18 protein-coding genes are annotated in these 16,213 nt (G+C 52.5%); 7 read left to right on the top strand and 11 right to left on the bottom strand.

Annotation, left to right across the window (positions count from 1 at the left end; genetic code table 11):
* Positions 1–51 precede the first annotated feature (51 nt).
* Positions 52–1,125 (top strand): diguanylate cyclase, encoded by a 1,074-nt coding sequence (locus tag LG301_RS12345; protein WP_404471455.1) that lies wholly within the window; start codon positions 52–54, stop codon positions 1,123–1,125.
* 217 nt (positions 1,126–1,342) lie between these two features.
* Here the strand turns inward: LG301_RS12345 and LG301_RS12340 are convergent, their stop codons facing one another.
* Together LG301_RS12340 and LG301_RS12335 are read right to left on the bottom strand one after the other, a co-directional pair.
* Positions 1,343–1,498 carry a phosphate-starvation-inducible PsiE family protein gene (locus tag LG301_RS12340; protein WP_404471454.1) on the bottom strand — a complete coding sequence of 52 codons (156 nt, stop codon included), beginning with the start codon at positions 1,496–1,498 and terminating at the stop codon, positions 1,343–1,345.
* A gap of 67 nt (positions 1,499–1,565) precedes the next feature.
* On the bottom strand, positions 1,566–2,225 hold the full coding sequence (locus LG301_RS12335) for a DUF1826 domain-containing protein (protein ID WP_404471453.1): 660 nt from the start codon (positions 2,223–2,225) through the stop codon (positions 1,566–1,568).
* Positions 2,226–2,304: 79 nt separating this feature from the next.
* Here LG301_RS12335 and dksA point away from each other — a divergent pair, with 79 nt between their 5' ends.
* The 5 genes from dksA (at position 2,305) to LG301_RS12310 (ending at position 6,706) form a co-directional block, all read left to right on the top strand.
* On the top strand, positions 2,305–2,787 hold the full coding sequence (gene dksA, locus LG301_RS12330; protein ID WP_404471452.1) for an RNA polymerase-binding protein DksA: 483 nt from the start codon (positions 2,305–2,307) through the stop codon (positions 2,785–2,787).
* The gene (locus tag LG301_RS12325) at positions 2,787–3,917 is read left to right on the top strand and encodes a CobW family GTP-binding protein (RefSeq protein WP_404471451.1); all 1,131 of its coding nucleotides are present in this window, start codon (positions 2,787–2,789) and stop codon (positions 3,915–3,917) included. Before dksA ends, LG301_RS12325 begins: the two co-directional genes overlap by 1 nt.
* Positions 3,917–4,801: a GTP cyclohydrolase FolE2 gene (gene folE2, locus LG301_RS12320; RefSeq protein ID WP_404471450.1), complete on the top strand. Its 885-nt coding sequence runs from the start codon at positions 3,917–3,919 to the stop codon at positions 4,799–4,801. The genes LG301_RS12325 and folE2 overlap by 1 nt, the downstream gene beginning before the upstream one ends.
* A 114-nt stretch (positions 4,802–4,915) precedes the next feature.
* Positions 4,916–5,953 (top strand): CNNM domain-containing protein, encoded by a 1,038-nt coding sequence (locus LG301_RS12315; protein WP_404471449.1) that lies wholly within the window; start codon positions 4,916–4,918, stop codon positions 5,951–5,953.
* A 102-nt stretch (positions 5,954–6,055) separates the two neighbouring features.
* Entirely contained in the window at positions 6,056–6,706 is a 651-nt protein-coding gene (locus tag LG301_RS12310; protein WP_404471448.1) for a peroxiredoxin, read from the top strand.
* A gap of 53 nt (positions 6,707–6,759) precedes the next feature.
* Here the strand turns inward: LG301_RS12310 and LG301_RS12305 are convergent, their stop codons facing one another.
* The 6 genes from LG301_RS12305 to LG301_RS12280 form a co-directional block, all read right to left on the bottom strand.
* Entirely contained in the window at positions 6,760–8,031 is a 1,272-nt protein-coding gene (locus tag LG301_RS12305) for a methyl-accepting chemotaxis protein (protein WP_404471447.1), read from the bottom strand.
* 270 nt (positions 8,032–8,301) lie between these two features.
* Positions 8,302–8,907: a VIT1/CCC1 transporter family protein gene (locus LG301_RS12300; protein WP_404471446.1), complete on the bottom strand. Its 606-nt coding sequence runs from the start codon at positions 8,905–8,907 to the stop codon at positions 8,302–8,304.
* Positions 8,908–9,190: 283 nt separating this feature from the next.
* Positions 9,191–9,865, bottom strand: a complete 675-nt coding sequence (locus LG301_RS12295; protein WP_404471445.1) for a DUF3047 domain-containing protein — start codon at positions 9,863–9,865, stop codon at positions 9,191–9,193.
* On the bottom strand, positions 9,852–10,061 hold the full coding sequence (locus LG301_RS12290) for a zf-HC2 domain-containing protein (protein WP_404475255.1): 210 nt from the start codon (positions 10,059–10,061) through the stop codon (positions 9,852–9,854). Before LG301_RS12290 ends, LG301_RS12295 begins: the two co-directional genes overlap by 14 nt.
* 7 nt (positions 10,062–10,068) lie before the next feature.
* Positions 10,069–10,665, bottom strand: coding sequence for a sigma-70 family RNA polymerase sigma factor (locus tag LG301_RS12285; protein WP_404471444.1), 597 nt, complete (start codon positions 10,663–10,665; stop codon positions 10,069–10,071).
* A 68-nt stretch (positions 10,666–10,733) separates the two neighbouring features.
* A complete protein-coding gene (locus tag LG301_RS12280) occupies positions 10,734–11,291 on the bottom strand; it encodes a carboxymuconolactone decarboxylase family protein (protein WP_404471443.1) in 558 nt (185 codons plus the stop codon).
* Between the two features lie 279 nt (positions 11,292–11,570).
* Here LG301_RS12280 and LG301_RS12275 point away from each other — a divergent pair, with 279 nt between their 5' ends.
* On the top strand, positions 11,571–12,272 hold the full coding sequence (locus LG301_RS12275) for a c-type cytochrome (protein WP_404471442.1): 702 nt from the start codon (positions 11,571–11,573) through the stop codon (positions 12,270–12,272).
* A 423-nt stretch (positions 12,273–12,695) separates the two neighbouring features.
* Here LG301_RS12275 and LG301_RS12270 read toward each other — a convergent pair whose 3' ends face one another.
* From LG301_RS12270 to LG301_RS12260, 3 genes are all read right to left on the bottom strand, one after another.
* Entirely contained in the window at positions 12,696–13,337 is a 642-nt protein-coding gene (locus LG301_RS12270) for a hypothetical protein (protein WP_404471441.1), read from the bottom strand.
* An 80-nt stretch (positions 13,338–13,417) separates the two neighbouring features.
* Positions 13,418–13,678, bottom strand: coding sequence for a hypothetical protein (locus tag LG301_RS12265; protein WP_404471440.1), 261 nt, complete (start codon positions 13,676–13,678; stop codon positions 13,418–13,420).
* A gap of 53 nt (positions 13,679–13,731) precedes the next feature.
* Positions 13,732–16,056: a PqqD family peptide modification chaperone gene (locus LG301_RS12260; protein WP_404471439.1), complete on the bottom strand. Its 2,325-nt coding sequence runs from the start codon at positions 16,054–16,056 to the stop codon at positions 13,732–13,734.
* Positions 16,057–16,213: the final 157 nt, after the last annotated feature.

Genomic DNA, 16,213 nt, shown 5'->3' with positions numbered 1-16,213 from the left:
CGACCCAGTCATGAATGTTTCTAAAGAGATTCAATGCGGTGGCGAGTGCTAATGAACGATGAACAGACAGCTCAGGATCAAGAAGCAGCACGCCTAGCGGCCTTGGTGGAGTACCATATCCTGGATACCCCTCAAGACCCCTTGTTCGATGAAATTGTGGAATTAGCCGCGATCATTTGCCAAGCGCCAATTGCCGCCATTAATTTTGTCGGCCGTAACCGGCAGTGGTTTAAAGCGATTAAAGGGCTTTCTGTGTGCGAAACACCGCGAAATATTTCGATTTGTGCCCACGCTATTCTACAGCCGGGCCTTTTTGTGGTGCCGGACACAACGCAGGATGAGCGCTTTTCGAGTAACCCGCTGGTAACCGGGGAACCCTTTTTACGCTTCTACGCAGGGGCGCTGCTTAAAAGCTATGACGGACACCCGCTAGGAACGCTGTGCGTGCTTGATGAGAAGCCGCGCGAACTTAACGATCAACAGCGCTTTGCGCTAAAGGCGCTGGCTAACCAGGTAATGGCGCATATGGAACTCATGCGCTCGCATCGGGAACAGAAGCGCCTTATTGCAGAGCTAGAAAACGCACGCCGCGAAATGGCTAGCTTAGCCGCCACGGATGTACTCACCGGGCTATTAAACCGCCGCGCGTTAGAGCGAAGGCTGCGTAATACCTTGGCCTCTATTAAGCGCGGCGCTTCTCCTGCGGCGATCGTGATGATCGATATTGACAACTTTAAGCACATTAACGATACCTATGGCCATCCAGTGGGAGATAGCGCCATCAAACGCTTTGCCGAGCGCTGCCGCTCCATTATACGGCAGGCAGATATACTAGCCCGCTGGGGCGGTGAAGAGTTTATGTTGCTCATGCCCCACACAACCGTTGACGAAGCGTACCAAGCCGCTAATCGGTTGCGTGACGAGCTTGCCCGCCAGCCGTTGGTCGCCAATATTGCTGAGCCGCTCTACGTAACGGCCAGCATGGGGATTTGCAGCCTGGAAGAAGCCAACACTCTGCAAGAACGCCTACACGTTGTTGACCAACTGCTATACCAAGCCAAAGACCAGGGGCGTGACTGTATTGTGTTAGAAAACCCACTGCCAAACATCGGGCGAAGTGCTTAAACCTGATGTGGCCCACGTGCCATTTGCCTTACTAAATAGGACTGGCAGGGTTCTATAGGAAGCACACGCGCCAGTCGCCTGTTTGTCAGCTCTGAGGTCACCTCTTAATAAGCTCTTTGTTTCGTTCACCTTCGGCGCTTGGCAAGTCAGCACCATCTCACCAGGGGGATGGCCACTCCGTCGCATGAGGTTGTTGAACCGCCGATGCTACCCGCCGTCAGTGACTGTTTGGTTTACCTACCAGCCAATAAGTGACGCCGAGTGCCAGTACAATCGCCGCAATGCCGACCATTTCAGCGGCAGTAATCAGGCTAATATCGAGGATGATGACTTTACGGGCAATGACGCGGCTTTCACCGTTTTCCGGTGCCATCTAATTTCAATAGGATAGGCATGCTAAGCAGAGCGTTAGTTCCCGCCAGCGACTGTGTGTCGGGTGACTAAGCCGGGTCAATGGTCAGTAGTAGCCGTTTTTGCCCTGCTTCTAAAGAGGGGCTGCGGTGGACTAAGCCATGCTCTTCACAGCCCACCCAACCGCTGCCTTTTATCAACGCAATGTCGCCCGCCGCCATGCGCTGGATGTCTTGGCTGTCGCGCACGATCTCTGGGCGGTTGGGCGTAGGCGCGCCTAGTCCTTCACGGTTAACGGAGTATTCGGGTAGCCATTCGCTTCCGGGGCCTGCGTAAGTTGTTACTAAGCGGACAGGTAGGTTATCGCAGTGAAAGCGTGGGCACATCGCGGCGGTTAATAGGCGTAAACGAATGCCAACGGAGTCAGTATCAAAGAGGTAGGCAATCGCTTCGGCAATGGTCGCAACATCCTCAACCAGTGCCTCGCCTGCTGAGGGTTCTGGCAGGTTACGGTAGAGGTCTTCTCTTAACGCGTCAGTTGGGTTGCCTAGCCATCCATATTGCCAATCGCGGTTAGTTTGGCACTGGGCATTGGCACTGATGGCTAGTTCAGCCGGTAGCGTGCGTTGAAAAATGGCAATGTTGATAGGCGCTTCAAAAATACGCGGCAGTACGCTGATGTCACTACCCATCGCGGCATATGGATAGAGGTTGTGAGTCGTCACGGTTGCTGAAGAAGGCGTTGGCATATGAAGGCTCCTGAAAGAAAGACAAGTCGCATTGATTTGTTTGTTATGTTATAACGTTTTATCAAAAGGAGGCTACCCATTGCAACGCGAGACGCATCCATCCCCCCAGGAAATAGACGTCAAAGCGGCGGCCAACTCTCTGCAAAAAGTGCAGGAGAGGGCGCTATTGGCGCAGCCGGAAAGCGAATATATGAATGACAGCCAGTTGGCATTTTTCCGGCAGCGTTTATTAGACGAGCGTGAAGAGCTAACGGCGCATTTAAGAGAAGTAAAAGCTTCTATTGCTTCTCATGAGCGAGATAGCGACGAAGCGGATCAAGCCTCGTTTGAAGAAGAGTTACGCTTAGCGCTGCGCCAAGCTGACCGAGAAAGCAGGCTAATCACTAACATTGATGCGGCGCTAAAACGTATTGAAAGCGGCGATTATGGCTACTGTGAAGAGACTGGCGAGCCGATTGGCATTCCACGGCTGCTGTTTCGGCCTACAGCCAAGCTCTGCATAGAAGCGAAAGAGCGCCAAGAGCAAAAAGAGCACCATTTTCGCAAAGCGCGGGGGGAGTAATGCAGTTCACAACGCTAACGCCCGTTAACGTACTCACCGGTTTTTTAGGAAGCGGTAAAACCACGCTGTTGAACCGCTGGGTGCGCCAAGCCTCTATGCAAAACACGCTTGTCGTGATTAATGAGTTTGGCGATATTGGTTTAGATCATCAGCTGATTACCCAAAGTGATGAGCAAGCGGTCGTGGAAATGAGCAGCGGCTGTTTGTGCTGCACGCTGCGGGGAGATTTAAGTCGTACGTTGCAGCAAGCGGTCGATGAGCTGCTCGCAAAAGGTAAACCCGCACCTGCCAGGGTGGTAATTGAAACCACAGGGCTTGCTGACCCCGCGCCTATTTTACAGATGTTAATGACCGACCATTGGCTGGCTCACCGCTTTCAACTGGATAGCGTGGTGTGCTGCGTTGACGCTGCCAATGGGGAAGCCACACTGCAAGCGCATCGCGAGTCACAGCGACAGGTAGCAATTGCTGACCGCTTGCTTATTACCAAAATCGACCTAGTCGATGAAGGCCGTTTGGCACCGCTAGCCAACCAGTTAGCGTCGATAAACCCGGCCGCTGAACAGTGGCAGGTGCTGCATGGTCATCTATCCCCTGATCTGTTGGTGGGCGCAGGGATTTTTCGCGCAGACGCCAAACAGTATCAAGTGCAGCAATGGCTTAAAGCAGCCAGCTATCGCACCCATCAAGCAGATGCCAGTGGGGTGACGGATGGGGAGGATATATCGGACGCAGCGCTGAGTATTAACAGCACAAGCCAGCCCACGCTTACCCGCCATGGTGAGCATATCAATGCGTTCTGTTTTTGTGTTGAGCCGTTGATTACGCCAGATGCACTAGAAAACTGGTTGGATTTATTGATGTCGTTGATGGGCGAAAAAATGCTCCGTATTAAAGCCATCGTCCATCTTACTGATCGAGAGGAGCCGCTTGCGCTGCATGGTGTTCAGCACATTTTTCACCCACCCGCGCCCTTACCCATGAACTGTGTTGATGACCGTATTTCTCGGTTTGTTTTCATTACGCAAAATGTCGCGCCTGACACGGTGGCGCAACTTTATCGTTTTTTCACGCCCTCTGGCGCATCAACTGAGTTACCCACTCGCTCATCTACCCACGAGGCACTGTAATGACGGCTTTCACCTTACCCGATATCGCTCAGCAACCTGCTGATTTGGCGGGCACGCTTTCCTGGGTGGGCATGGAAGGTATTGCGTTACCCATTCAGCTGGAGGGAAGTCACGTTAATGCTAGAGTTTCCGCTGGGGTTAGTCTGGAAGCAGCCGATGCGCGTGGAATTCACATGTCACGGCTGTATATTGCATTAGACGAATTAGCGAATCAGCCGCTAACGCCCATCCTGATTCATCGCGTCCTTACTGTTTTCTTGGAAAGCCATCAAACGTTATCCGAAAGCGCGTATTTAACGTTCAGCGGAGACGTGTTACTAAAGCGTGATGCGCTGATTAGCCCTTTGTCAGGGTGGAAAAGCTATCCGTTTACGCTGCGTGGGCAGTTAACCCCGCTAGGCTTTCGGCTTGAGCTAGATGTCTCTGTTGGATACTCCTCAACATGCCCCTGTTCAGCTGCATTAGCTCGGCAGTTAATTCAACAGGCGTTTGTAGAAGATTTCGATGATATACCGCTTACCAAGCAGGCGGTATTGACGTGGTTGGGAAGCGAAGAGGGTATTCTTGCTACGCCCCATAGCCAGCGTAGTACGGCTAATTGCTCCATACGGCTTGCGGGCAATGACCATATACCGCTTGCTGCTCTGATTGAGCGTATCGAGCGCGCGCTGGGTACTGCGCTGCAAACGGCGGTAAAACGGATTGATGAACAGGCATTTGCCCTCGCCAACGGCCAAAATCTGATGTTTTGTGAAGACGCAGCCAAGCGCCTAGATGCCGCGATCCGAAAGATGCCTGATATTTCAGGGTTCCAACTCAAGGTAGTTCACGCAGAAAGTTTACACGCCCACGATGCCGTGGCCAGAAGCGAGTGGCAGTGGTGATTAATGCTTATTAACGGGCAGTAGCAACATAAAATATTAAAAAATGAATTTATGGATTGACACCACGTGGGTGTGGCCCTATATACGGTACATCACTCACCACCATGGGCTCTCATGTTCCTCCTCATCACGATTGCTACTCTTTCAATCGCGCTCTCTTTTCTGTGCTCTATCCTTGAAGCAGCGCTGCTCTCTATTACCCCAAGCTACATTGCCAAACAAAAAGAAGATAATCCCAAGCTTCATGCAGCGCTGTTCAAGTTAAAAACCAATATTGATCGCCCGCTGGCCGCGATCTTAACGCTTAACACCATTGCTCATACTGTTGGTGCGACGGCAGTGGGCGCGCAGGCCGCCATCGTGTTTGGTGAAGCGTCTATCGCGATTGTGTCAGCGGTTATGACTATGCTGATTTTAATTCTTTCTGAGATTATTCCCAAAACGATTGGCGCTACCTATTGGAGAGGCCTATCTCCCCTGTTGCCTCGGTTACTGAATCCAATGATCGTTGGGTTGCTGCCGTTTATTTGGATGTCTGAACAGATTACGCGTCGTCTGGGTAAATCAGAACACGATGTTGATTTGCGTGATGAAATAAAAGTGCTGGCGCGTGTAGGTTTGGAAGAGAAAGTGTTGGATGCGGACGAGTCTCGTACCATTATTAACATGCTGAACTTGCATGAAATTGCTGTTAATAATGCGATGACACCCCGTACTGTTTGTGAAACGGTGTTGCCGAATATGACGGTCAAAGAGTTTGACGAGCAGTATGGCAAAATGCCGTTCACGCGCTTTCCCGTGATGGATAACGGCGAGCAGGCATTTGGTTATGTGCACAAAGCCGATATGTATCACGCCGATGACGACAAAACCATGCGTGAGCTAATGCATCCGATTGGCAGCGTAGACGTGTTGAACAATGTTGAGCAAGTGTTTACATCGATGTTGAAAGACCATTTGCATATGCGAGTGGTCTACGATGAGCATGGCACTTTTGTGGGCCTTATCACCCTAGAAGATATTATTGAGACGATCCTAGGCCAAGATATTGTCGATGAAACCGACAGTGTGGCGAACTTACGCCATTATGCGAAACAGCGCTGGGTAAAGCGCATCAAGCGGGATGAGAAAGAGGTCAAGCCGCTTGATTGATCACCGCCTGTTTTATATTGCTATAGCGCGAAACGTTCTATAGTGAAGGGGTTGAAAGTCATATAAGGTATTAAGGTCACTTGACCCTAATGAGGAGGAACGATGTCATTACGTATCAATGCAGTAGTGCCTGATTTCGAAGCAGAGACCAGCCAAGGCCCCATTCGTTTTCATGACTGGATTGGCGACAGTTGGGCGATCCTCTTTTCTCATCCTAAAGACTTCACGCCGGTCTGCACGACAGAGTTTGGCGCCGTGGCAACGCTAAGTGCCGAATGGGAAAAGCGGGGCACTAAGGTTATTGGCGTTTCCGTTGATGGCGTTGAGGACCATAAGCGTTGGGCAAGCGATATCGAGAAAGTGTGCGGCAATTCTGTTGGTTTCCCGATTATTGCCGATGAGGGCCTCAACGTTTCTAAGCTGTTCGACATGCTACCGGAAGATGCGTACCTGCCCGATGGCCGCACCCCCGCTGATAGCGCAACAGTACGCTCGGTGTTCATCATTGGGCCGGATAAACAGCTAAAGCTCTCCATGACTTATCCAATGACAGTCGGCCGTAATTTTGCAGAAATTTTGCGTGCGCTGGATGCCCTGCAAGCCACGGCAAAACATGGCGTTGCAACGCCCGCTGATTGGACCGTTGGGCAAGACGTTATCATTCCGCCGAGTGTGTCGGATGAAGACGCCAAGCAGAAGTTTGGTGAGTTTGATGCGGTTCTGCCTTACCTGCGTAAAACAAAATTACGCTGATAGGAAACGGTTAACAGCAGTAAGCCAGCACGTTGGTGCTGGCTTTTTTGTGTTTAGCTAGGCGACTCTAACGCTAACTGATCGATAGAGCTTGAAACGCTGCGTGCACCCGTGAGTATCTCGTTGACGATCGTCTCAATTTCCCCAACGCTCGTTTGGCTAGACTTGCCCTGTTCGACAACCTGCTGCATGGCTTGGGTGGTGCGTTTTACGAGATCACTGTTTTCTTTAAGCAATCGGGTAATATCGTCAACGGCTTCACTCGACCCTTTCGCTAAACGGCGAACTTCGTTGGCGACCACGGCAAATCCACGGCCTTGCTCTCCTGCCCGTGCGGCTTCAACGGCGGCGTTAAGCGATAGCAGGTTAGTTTGATTGGCAATTTTGGCAATCGACTCGGTAATGCTGTTGATGCTTTGTGCCTGCTGCGTTAGTGCTGCTATTAGCTGCTGTGCTTCTGCTAACGTAACTTCCGCTCTCTTCGAATCGTCCATCACTTTTTGTAAGTGATTAAGCCCGTTTTGGGCAATCTGCTCTGTTTGAGAAGAGGTGCTCTGCGCGGCAGTAACGGCGTTTGTGGCGGAGTCAGCCGCTTCAACGGAGCGAGTGATATCGGTCGCAAATTTAACCACCTTCACTACGTTGCCTTTACTATCTTGGATGGGGTTGTAGGTGGCCTCTAGCCAAACGCTAGCCCCCCGTGAATCTAGGCGTTCAAACTTCCCTTGCACATATTCGCCCTGTGCAAGCTGCTCCCAAAAGTGGGGGTGGGTGCTATAAAACTCAGAAGGACAAAAGATATGGTGATGTGCGCCAATAATGTCTTCTTTGTTATAGCCCATAACGCGCTCGAAGTTTGCGTTGGCATTGAGAATTTCACCGCTAGGGGTGAACTCAATCACCGCCATAGAGCTATCTAACGCGTTAAGCACGGCATTTTTACGCTCGGACTCTTGATGCGTGGCCGTAATGTCACTGGCAATTTTCAAGACTGACACAACATTCCCCCGGCGATTGCTGACCGGTAGGTATGTCGCTTCTAACCAAACGTCATCGCCCTGGGCATTTAACCGCTTAAAGGTACCTTGGCGGCTCTTGCCATCGGCAAGTGATTGCCAAAGTTCTCGATAGGCGTGCGTATCGATTTCGGCGGCATCGCAGAACATGCGGTGATGTTCGCCTTTAATCTGTTCAAAGGTATAACCCATCGTGGCCAAAAAAAGCGGGCTGGCCTTTGTGATAACGCCGTCAGGTGTAAACGCAATGCAGGCGGTATGCTGCATCAAGGCGTTATCGAGAGGATGGGCAAGCGTAATACCTAGCATATTGGCGCAATCTCTTTTGGAAATTATTTTTAAAGGTAAATTAACTATAATTTATCGGTCATCTGGTGCATTGACATAGCTCAATATAAGTAAATGGTGCGTCGGAATTGAACGTGTGAAGGTTAGCAAAAGTAAGTAACTGTAACATCAATATTGTGCGCTAATTTAGCATCCATTCTGCGATCAAACGGCTGGATAGCTTATTTGGCAAGGCGGGGTGATAGGGCTTGAGTTTGAAAAGCTCGGCACAGCGGAGTTCTTGCCGGGTCACTAGCCACCGATCAACCCCTGGGCAATATAGCCAGCGCCATAAGCAAGCCCTGCGGCGGCCGTGCCCATCAATAATGTGCGTATGCCCGAGCGCCACATGGGTTGCTGGTAAAAGGCACTTTTGACCATGCCAATCGCTAGAAAAACAGCGCTGGCTAACCCCAGGCTAATAAAAAATTGGATGTTATGGGGCACTGGCAGAGTGTAAGAAAGTAGGGGAATAACACCAACCGCTAAAAAGGCTATGAAAGTCACCACTGCTGAGCGCAGCGGGCTAATACCATCCACGGTCAGGCGGTGCTCCTCGCGTAACATAGTGGTTATCCACACCTCTGGGTCGCGGCAGATGACATCGACGGCGTCTTCAAGCAGCTGGCCCTCAAACCCTTTCGCCCGGAACAGCTGACGCACCTCTTCACGCTCTCCTTCGGGGATGAGCGCAATATGCTGTCGCTCGGTGCGTTCAGCGCTTGCGACTTGGGCCAGCTGTGCACAGCCTGCTTCATAATTACTGACGGCCATACTAAAGCCGTCAGCGAGTAAATTGGCGACACCAAGTACCAGGGCGACCTGTGGAGAAAAGCCTGCGCCGAAAGCACCTGACACAACGGCAAAGGTGGTAACACAGCCATCAATGCGCCAAGCACGGCATCGGGAAGGGTAGAAGCCTTGGCGGGTTTGGCTAATCGCGCACGTATAGCGGCGGGGTGGTGGTCGTGTATAAGCTGCTCATGTTCAGGGGTGGACATGATGAGGCCTCTGGAAAACCACTAATATAAGCGCAAGCGGCAGTATAAGAGTAAGTTATAAAATAGCCGAGAGAACGCTTAATAAGGAAGGTCGCGTGGTGGTCGTTATAACTAATCACGCATTGTGAATGGTGATTAGGTTATGGACAGCGAGGTGGTGTAGAGGTGCTAGAGAAACCGAGTTGGCTAAACCATGCGGTGGCATCGCCGCCTGCATTATCGCCATCGCTCATTAAAGCAATGCCGTCGATCTGGCTGGGGCTGCTGCCGAAAAGTGCTTGATAATCAGCGCGAACATCGCGCACTTCGGCCACCCATTCGCCAACCGCGCCCTGGCCACTTTGCAGCGCCATTAACTGCGCGCGGCTGGTAAACGCATTGGGCCAGGTGGCGCCCTGAGATTGCGTTGATGCCCAGACGTAGTTAACAGACTCCACTTGCCACGGTAGTAAGCCCGTTTTGCGCGCAACGTACACTCTAGCCGGGTAGTCGTCGCCTGCTTTGGTGGTTTCATCAATGCCGGGATAGATGGAATCGACCTGCCAACACCAGTGAAGGTAGGGCGTTTCATTAAGGTCGATATCACGCTCTAGGTAGCGTGCTGATGCCTGGCCTTGTGCACGGGCCTGAAGGACGCGCTGGCCTGATTTTTCAACGATGTCGTAATGGGTTTCGCCTGAAAAGCTGCGCGTCGGCCACGTCATTAACTGGTTCGGCGTGAAGTGAATCGCTTCCGCGCTGGCGGCTGAAAGCGGTATTAGGCATAGGCAAGTGATCAACGTGGCTTGAGCCAATAGGGCGTTAGCGCGACTCATAAGGGTCACCATCGTTGTTAGGCGTGTTGGGCAATACGGGCTGGTAGCTGCCTATTTTGTGTAGCAGATCGAACTGGCGGGCACAGGTGCGGCAGGCGCCACACATGGAAAGATGAAAGCGAAGTGAAGCCCTTTCTCGAAAACTGAGCGTTCTATCCTGTTTAAGCGACATTAGCTTTGTCGCTTCTCGGCACATAATCATTTTATGTCAACCACCCTTTTTCGATACATGCGCGTAGCTTTAGCCGCGCACGGTGTAGCATTACCCAGCAGTTAGCATCGCTTAACGACAGTGCGTCGCAAATTTCTTCTGTGGTGAGTCCCATCAGTTCCCGCATCGTAAATACGCGAGCGGTATTGTCAGGTAGTACCAGTAAACAGGTGTCTAGTAACTGCCAAAAAGATGCATTTTCGAGCACTTGGTCCGGGTCTCCCCAGGACTGTGGCTTGTGTGCAGGTTGCCAGCGCCCGTTGTGTTGAAAAAGATTTTCTAAAGCATCTTCGTCGCTTTGTTCACTGTCTTGCCAAGAGCTATCTTTCCAAGAGCTATCCTGCCAAGAACAGTAACGTCGCTCGTAGCGAATACGTTCCAGAATTTTGTTTTTTAAAATCCCAAATACCCAGGTCTCAAACGCCGAGCGCCCCGCGAATGTATCGTGCTTTTCTAGCGCAACGATCAGAGTATCTTGGACCGTGTCTTCAGCGGCGGCGCTATCACGTAGCTGTAAACGCGCAAACGCGACCAGCTTTGGTCGTAAGATTGCAATGTGTTGTTCAGTGGAGGGCATATTAGCGTTCACATGCATACCTAGACGATTAAGTACCACTAGATGGCCGTTAACACTGCCATCAGACGCTGTGCGTTACATTATGACGCTGGGGTTTCCCATGCGAGTGGCTTGAGCTCTTCGTTGAGCGGTGTGCCAGCCACATGATTAGTGTAGTTAGATAGTGTTTTTAAAGCGCAGGCAATGACCAACTCAAGCACCTGTTGCTGTGTGAACCCTGCTTCTAGAAATGCCTCAAGCTCGGATTGCTCTGCCCAGCCCCGTTGGGCGTTCAAATGGCGGGCAAAACGCGTCACCGCCGCCAGCTTGGCGTCGTTAGGCGTAGTGCGCGCGCGCAAATCTTTAATCGTCGCGTCATCGGCACCGGCTTTTTTGATTCCGCCGGTATGGGCTGCTACGCAAAAAGCGCAGTCGTTATCAGCGCTGATAGCGAGCAGAGCGGCTTGTTGCTCTACCGGGCTAAGGCTGGTTTTAGCGTAAATTCCGTCGAGGGCCAAGTAGGCTTCTAGCAGCGTTGGTGCTTCCGCCATTTTGGCAAATATATTGGGCAGAAAGCCCATTTTCTTCTCTGCCGCCTGCAAGTTCGCTTTGGCTTCTTCAGGCGCGGAATCGATGGTATGTAGTTTAAAATCAGTCATTTATTCAATGTCCTTCTGAATGTTGCGTTAGGCACTTGCGTATTTCGCCATCTGGCTTGACTTGATTATGGAACGTTAAGTACAGAAATAGCAATGGTCAACGGTTGCGCTTTACCAATATTGGGCGATTTTTAAGCCATGGGTGTGTAAGGGTTGTGCATTGGCAGTCACCAATAGCTGTTACCCAACAACGACGCGTCACAATGGCAAGCCATACAATAAATAAAGCGGCTGCGGTGTGGGGCGCTCGAATAAAAACAGCGATAAGAGGTGAGTACCATGTCCAACAAACAGCAAAAACAGCGCTATGAACTATTCAGCAAACTGCGCCGTAACATGTGCTACACCGCGCCTGTGCTAGCGCTTGTTGCGGGTGGTGTAGCTCTCCAAACCAACGCCCAAGCAGTGTATGCCAGTGGCGAAGCCCCTGCAGAACTGTTACTGGCTAGCCAGCATGCTCAACCTGAAGGCGAGGCCCAAGCAGAGGCGGAAGGTGAAGCAGAGGGAGAAGCTCAGGCTGAGGGTGAAGCAGAGGGAGAAGCCCAAGCAGAAGGCGAGGCCGAGGCTGGCGCACAACCCAGCGAGCGCACGCAAGCCGTGTCGCGGCCAAACGGTTATGTGCCGGGATACGATGAAAAAGGTGATAACCCCGCCTCATTGATAGCGCGTGGCAAGGCACTATTTAACGATCCTTCCTTAAGCACAAACGGCCTTTCCTGTGCGAGCTGTCACGGTGTCGATGGTCAATCGGGCTATCAAGAAACGTTTAGCCAGCCTTATCCTCATGAAGTCGCAATGGGCACTAATATGTTTGGTATGGAAACGGTGCATGCCGATGAGATGGTGCAGCTTTGTATGGTTGCCCCTATGTCTGCGGAGCCGCTCGCTTGGGACTCAGATGAGTTGGCATCACTGGCAGCCTACGTTGTGAGCGCCCAACAAATTTTTGTAGGAGAGACTGACGGCCATTGTGATAGCTAGCAGGAGACAGCCATGAGTAACAGGCGGCTTGTTGGGCTAAAGGGGCAAACCTGCAAGCCGCTGAACGAGTAGAGCCTGCCCCGGCGGTGGTTCCTCCTGGGTCTGATAATCCATTGGGTGAACATGTGATTTTGTTAGATATTCTTGGCTTTGCAGTCGTTGGCGTCTGAGAAGCAGCTTGCTGAATTAGATAATAGCCAGCTACAGGCACTGTTTGATCAACTCAATAATCAAATGGCAGCGCTATCATCTTTTATAAAAGCACCGGATGAGCGTGAAAATGAGGTGGATGCTGGGGGTGAATATCAAATGCTTAGCTAAGGCTTTGAAAGTCGGGGTGATATAGCGCCGTCCGATTGACTGAGCGCCTTCATGCGGTTGGAGGTGCTTATGTGGCCTGTGAAGCCTTGCGTCGTGATATGCCTACGAAGCGTAAGGCTGCTGCTTCCAGAAGCGCAACGTGGATGGATGCACGCCGAAAGTGCGGGGTAGCGCAATATCCAGTTGTTCGCAAAGCAGGCCCAGTAGCGCCATGTGGTGAATGCTGTGACTGGTTAAAAACGCCAGCTCACGGCCTAGGCTAGAGGGCAGCGGCAGCGCGTTTATCGATGCAATATGCTCAGGCTCTTCGGTGGGGTAGCGAAGTATCAGCAGCGTATCGTGGGGGATTGTTGAAAGCGCCTTTAACCCTACTTGCAGCTGGTGTATTCGCGCTTGCGCCTGAGCGGGGCTGTTTTCCAGAGCCGCTTCCCGCAGGCGATTTTCATAATCTAACGATGCCATGGACTGAGAGGGTTCTGGAGAAAGCTCTGGAAAACGTTTGGGAGACAGTTCGGGAAAAAGTTCTGGCGCATCTATGAGCGTCTGATAGTGCTCCAATATATGACGCACATGCTTGCCCAGCGATTGTGTTTGCTGGCTACCTACTGCGCGTTGGTAGGTTGCCGCAGGGGTGCGTTCCAGTAATGTGGCAAGTTGTTCCAGCGCTTGCACGTTTTCATCGACCAGCAGCGCCGTTGCGTTGGGCGCGCTGGCGCGTGTTTCTGGCGGTGTCGTCGAGGGCATGATGGCTCTCCTGGTAAACTGTGCCGACATGACGTCGGCACAGAGCGTTTCGCCATTGTGAAAGGAAGTAATCGCGAGTTTTAACCGGCTTCGGCGGCGCCTTCACCCTCGGCTTCACCTTCACCTTCACCTTCACCTTCGCCCTCAGCTTCGCCTTCTGCATGGTGGGCTTCGGCCAGCATCAACGGGGCTTCTTGCATATTGGTAAATGCCTCTGTGGGTTCCTCAGCCTGGGCCTGAAAGGCAAGGCCGCTGGCTACTAGCGCAAGCGCCGGTGCGGTGTAACCCAATTGGCGGCTTAAACGGCTAAGTAAACGACGTTTGGCTTCTTGTTGAGACATGATGTTTCTCCTGATCATGGCGTGTAATAGCGCCGGATGGCGCAGCTTCTCCGCTATACAGCGGCGTGAGAAGGGGTTGTATGGGGAGCTGAACTCAGCCAAGCAGTCAGGGTTTGGTGAATGGCCTGTGTAGAGCTATCCACCTTAGCGCGCTGTGGCTGCTGGCAAAGCGGTTGCAATACCTCTAACGCTGTGTGGCTTAAATATGGTGACTGCTCTTGTACAAAGGGTAGCAATGCGCCTAGCAGGTCGAGAGGATTGGGGAACTTGGAGCCTGGTTCTGCCGAGTCGTCCAGCCACAAAATCCCTGCAAAGTGTTTGGCGTGCATGGGCGTAAAAGGGGCATCGTTCACTGGCAGGTTGAGCGGCTCGATAAGGGTCGGCGTATTGAGCGCTAAACGTGCACCACGCGTAAGCGTCAGCGCTTTTGGTTCAGCGGCTTCACGCAGAGCGTTAAGGGCCGTGATGTTGGCGCCACCATCGGGTAGCAGGCAGATAAAATGGGCGTGCTCGCTACTGAGTAGCGCAACGTCCAGGACAAGATGATCTTGGCGTAGGGCACTGTTTAAATAGAAGCGGGTGATGGCCGGTAGTATGGCATCGATGGATAACCGTGAGCTAATGACGTGGCTATCGGTGGCGAGGCAGTAACCGTTCGCGCTTTCCAGCAGGTGCAGTGGCTCGCCTAGCGGTAAGGCTTCGGTGAAGGTTAGCGCTGGGGCCAGGCCTGATTGGATGCGCTCAGCGAGGGGGCCAGCGGGTGCGGTGATCGGCCAACGGCGCCCATCAAAAGTAAGCTGGCCGTGCCAGGGGGCTGATCTGTCACGTGGCTGATGTCTTGGGGCCGCTATGTCGGGGCTATGTGCAGGTGCTAGCAGCCCGTGTTGCCACCAGGGGGTTAAGGTTGCCCACAGATCATCTTCCAACTGGGCAAGCGCTACCTGGCCGCCGCTGGCGGTGTGCAGTTGGGCAACGATATTCGCTAGTGATTCACCTTCGCTCACCAGCAGCCAGATGAGGGCTGCGCTGTCGTTAAGTTGGTAGTAACGTCCGCTGGTGTGGTGGTAAAGCGCGAGGCGCTGATCGTCGATAAGCTCGCTGACGTCGTTGGCACGAAAGGTAATCGCTTGGCGACTGTGTGTGTTGGCTAGGCGGTAATCTAATCGGCTAGGTAGCCCAATTATCGCCAAGTAGTCTTGGTGGCGCTCTGGGGTAGGCGCGGGGTAGAGCGGTATAAAGCCTCCGGCCCGTTGGTGCTCTGCCGCCAATCCTGCGGCGTCGATATCGCTATCATTATCACTAGCACTGGCAGGCTGCGTCAGGCCAACAAGGTTAATCATATCGCGCACCAGACTGCCTTTGACGTCCCTTTCTATGTCGCCTCCGTGTTCCGGTTTGGCGCATATTCCTAGCGATGGACTTAGATTGCACTCCAGTATCCAAGGCTTTAATTGATCGTCCAGCAAGCAATCCAAGCCAATTAGCTCGTAGCAGCCGCGCGGGTCGGCGCCTGCTTCCTTGGCGCGGGCACGCATCGCGTCGACCCCTGAAAGCGCCGTGAGGGTGGCTAAGTCGTGCAGCTGATTAAACAGAGCGTTGTCATCGTGGCCCTGTTCTCGCAGCCAGTGGCGATAGCGCTCAAGGTCGATAAACTCAACGGGAACTTCGGCATTTAGGTTAAGCGCGTTGATATCCGGGTTGGTTAACTGGCTAAACGGGTTGTCAACGTCGTCAGGGTCCCAGGGTTCAGAGGCCAGTTTGGCAAAACCCTGTCTATAAAGGTAAACCCGCAGCGGGTCGATGCTGGCAATCAGCATGTAAAGGCGCAATACGTATTTGTGCCCACGGATGGTATGGGGGTTGGCGATGTACTCTTGTACCAACCAATTGGGTGAAAGGGGCACCTTCGCGAGGTCGTTAAGCACTTGCACGCCTTGTCCTTTTGAGGCGTTGGTGGGCTTTAAGATCCAGCGTTTCTCAGGATTGGCCGCGACGTCTTCTAATAAGGCGGGGTAGTCGTGGGGCATTTCATAAGCCCGAGGAAAAAAGCGCAGCCGTTGAGTAAAAGGGTGGTCATTGCCAAAGTGACACCGCGTACGTGCGTGTAGCGCACTGAGGCTCGCGTGAAGCCGACTTTTAACGGTTAACGCGGCGTTGCCAGGAATGTGGTTCATTTTGACGCTGGAAGACGCCACCTTAAAAGCGGAGGCCGGAGGCATGCCAGTCACCCAAGCAGCCTGCCAATCCTGGTCATTGCCCTCTACCCAGCCTTGTGCCTCCAGCGTTTGGCGGAAAAAGTGATCTTGCTCGGCATGGCGCTTGCCGCTTAGCCAAAACCTAGGGGCTGAGGTCGGTGTGCTAGAGGCTGAGTTAGGCATCGGTCGTCTCCTTGGGCGTTGTTATCACCTTCAGTGGTGCGGATGGAAAATTACTTACAGCTTTTTGCGCTGTGTTTTAAAAAAAGCCTTCAGACGGATGCGTGGCCAATAGTGATCGCTATATGAATAAGCCTAATCTGTATTGTCAGTCACTCAC

The sequence above is a fragment of the Vreelandella venusta genome (genome assembly GCF_044809155.1).
Lineage (GTDB): Bacteria > Pseudomonadota > Gammaproteobacteria > Pseudomonadales > Halomonadaceae > Vreelandella > Vreelandella venusta_B.
The sequence above is the reverse complement of the archived record's forward strand: the minus strand, read 5'-3'. Positions and strand labels throughout refer to the sequence as shown.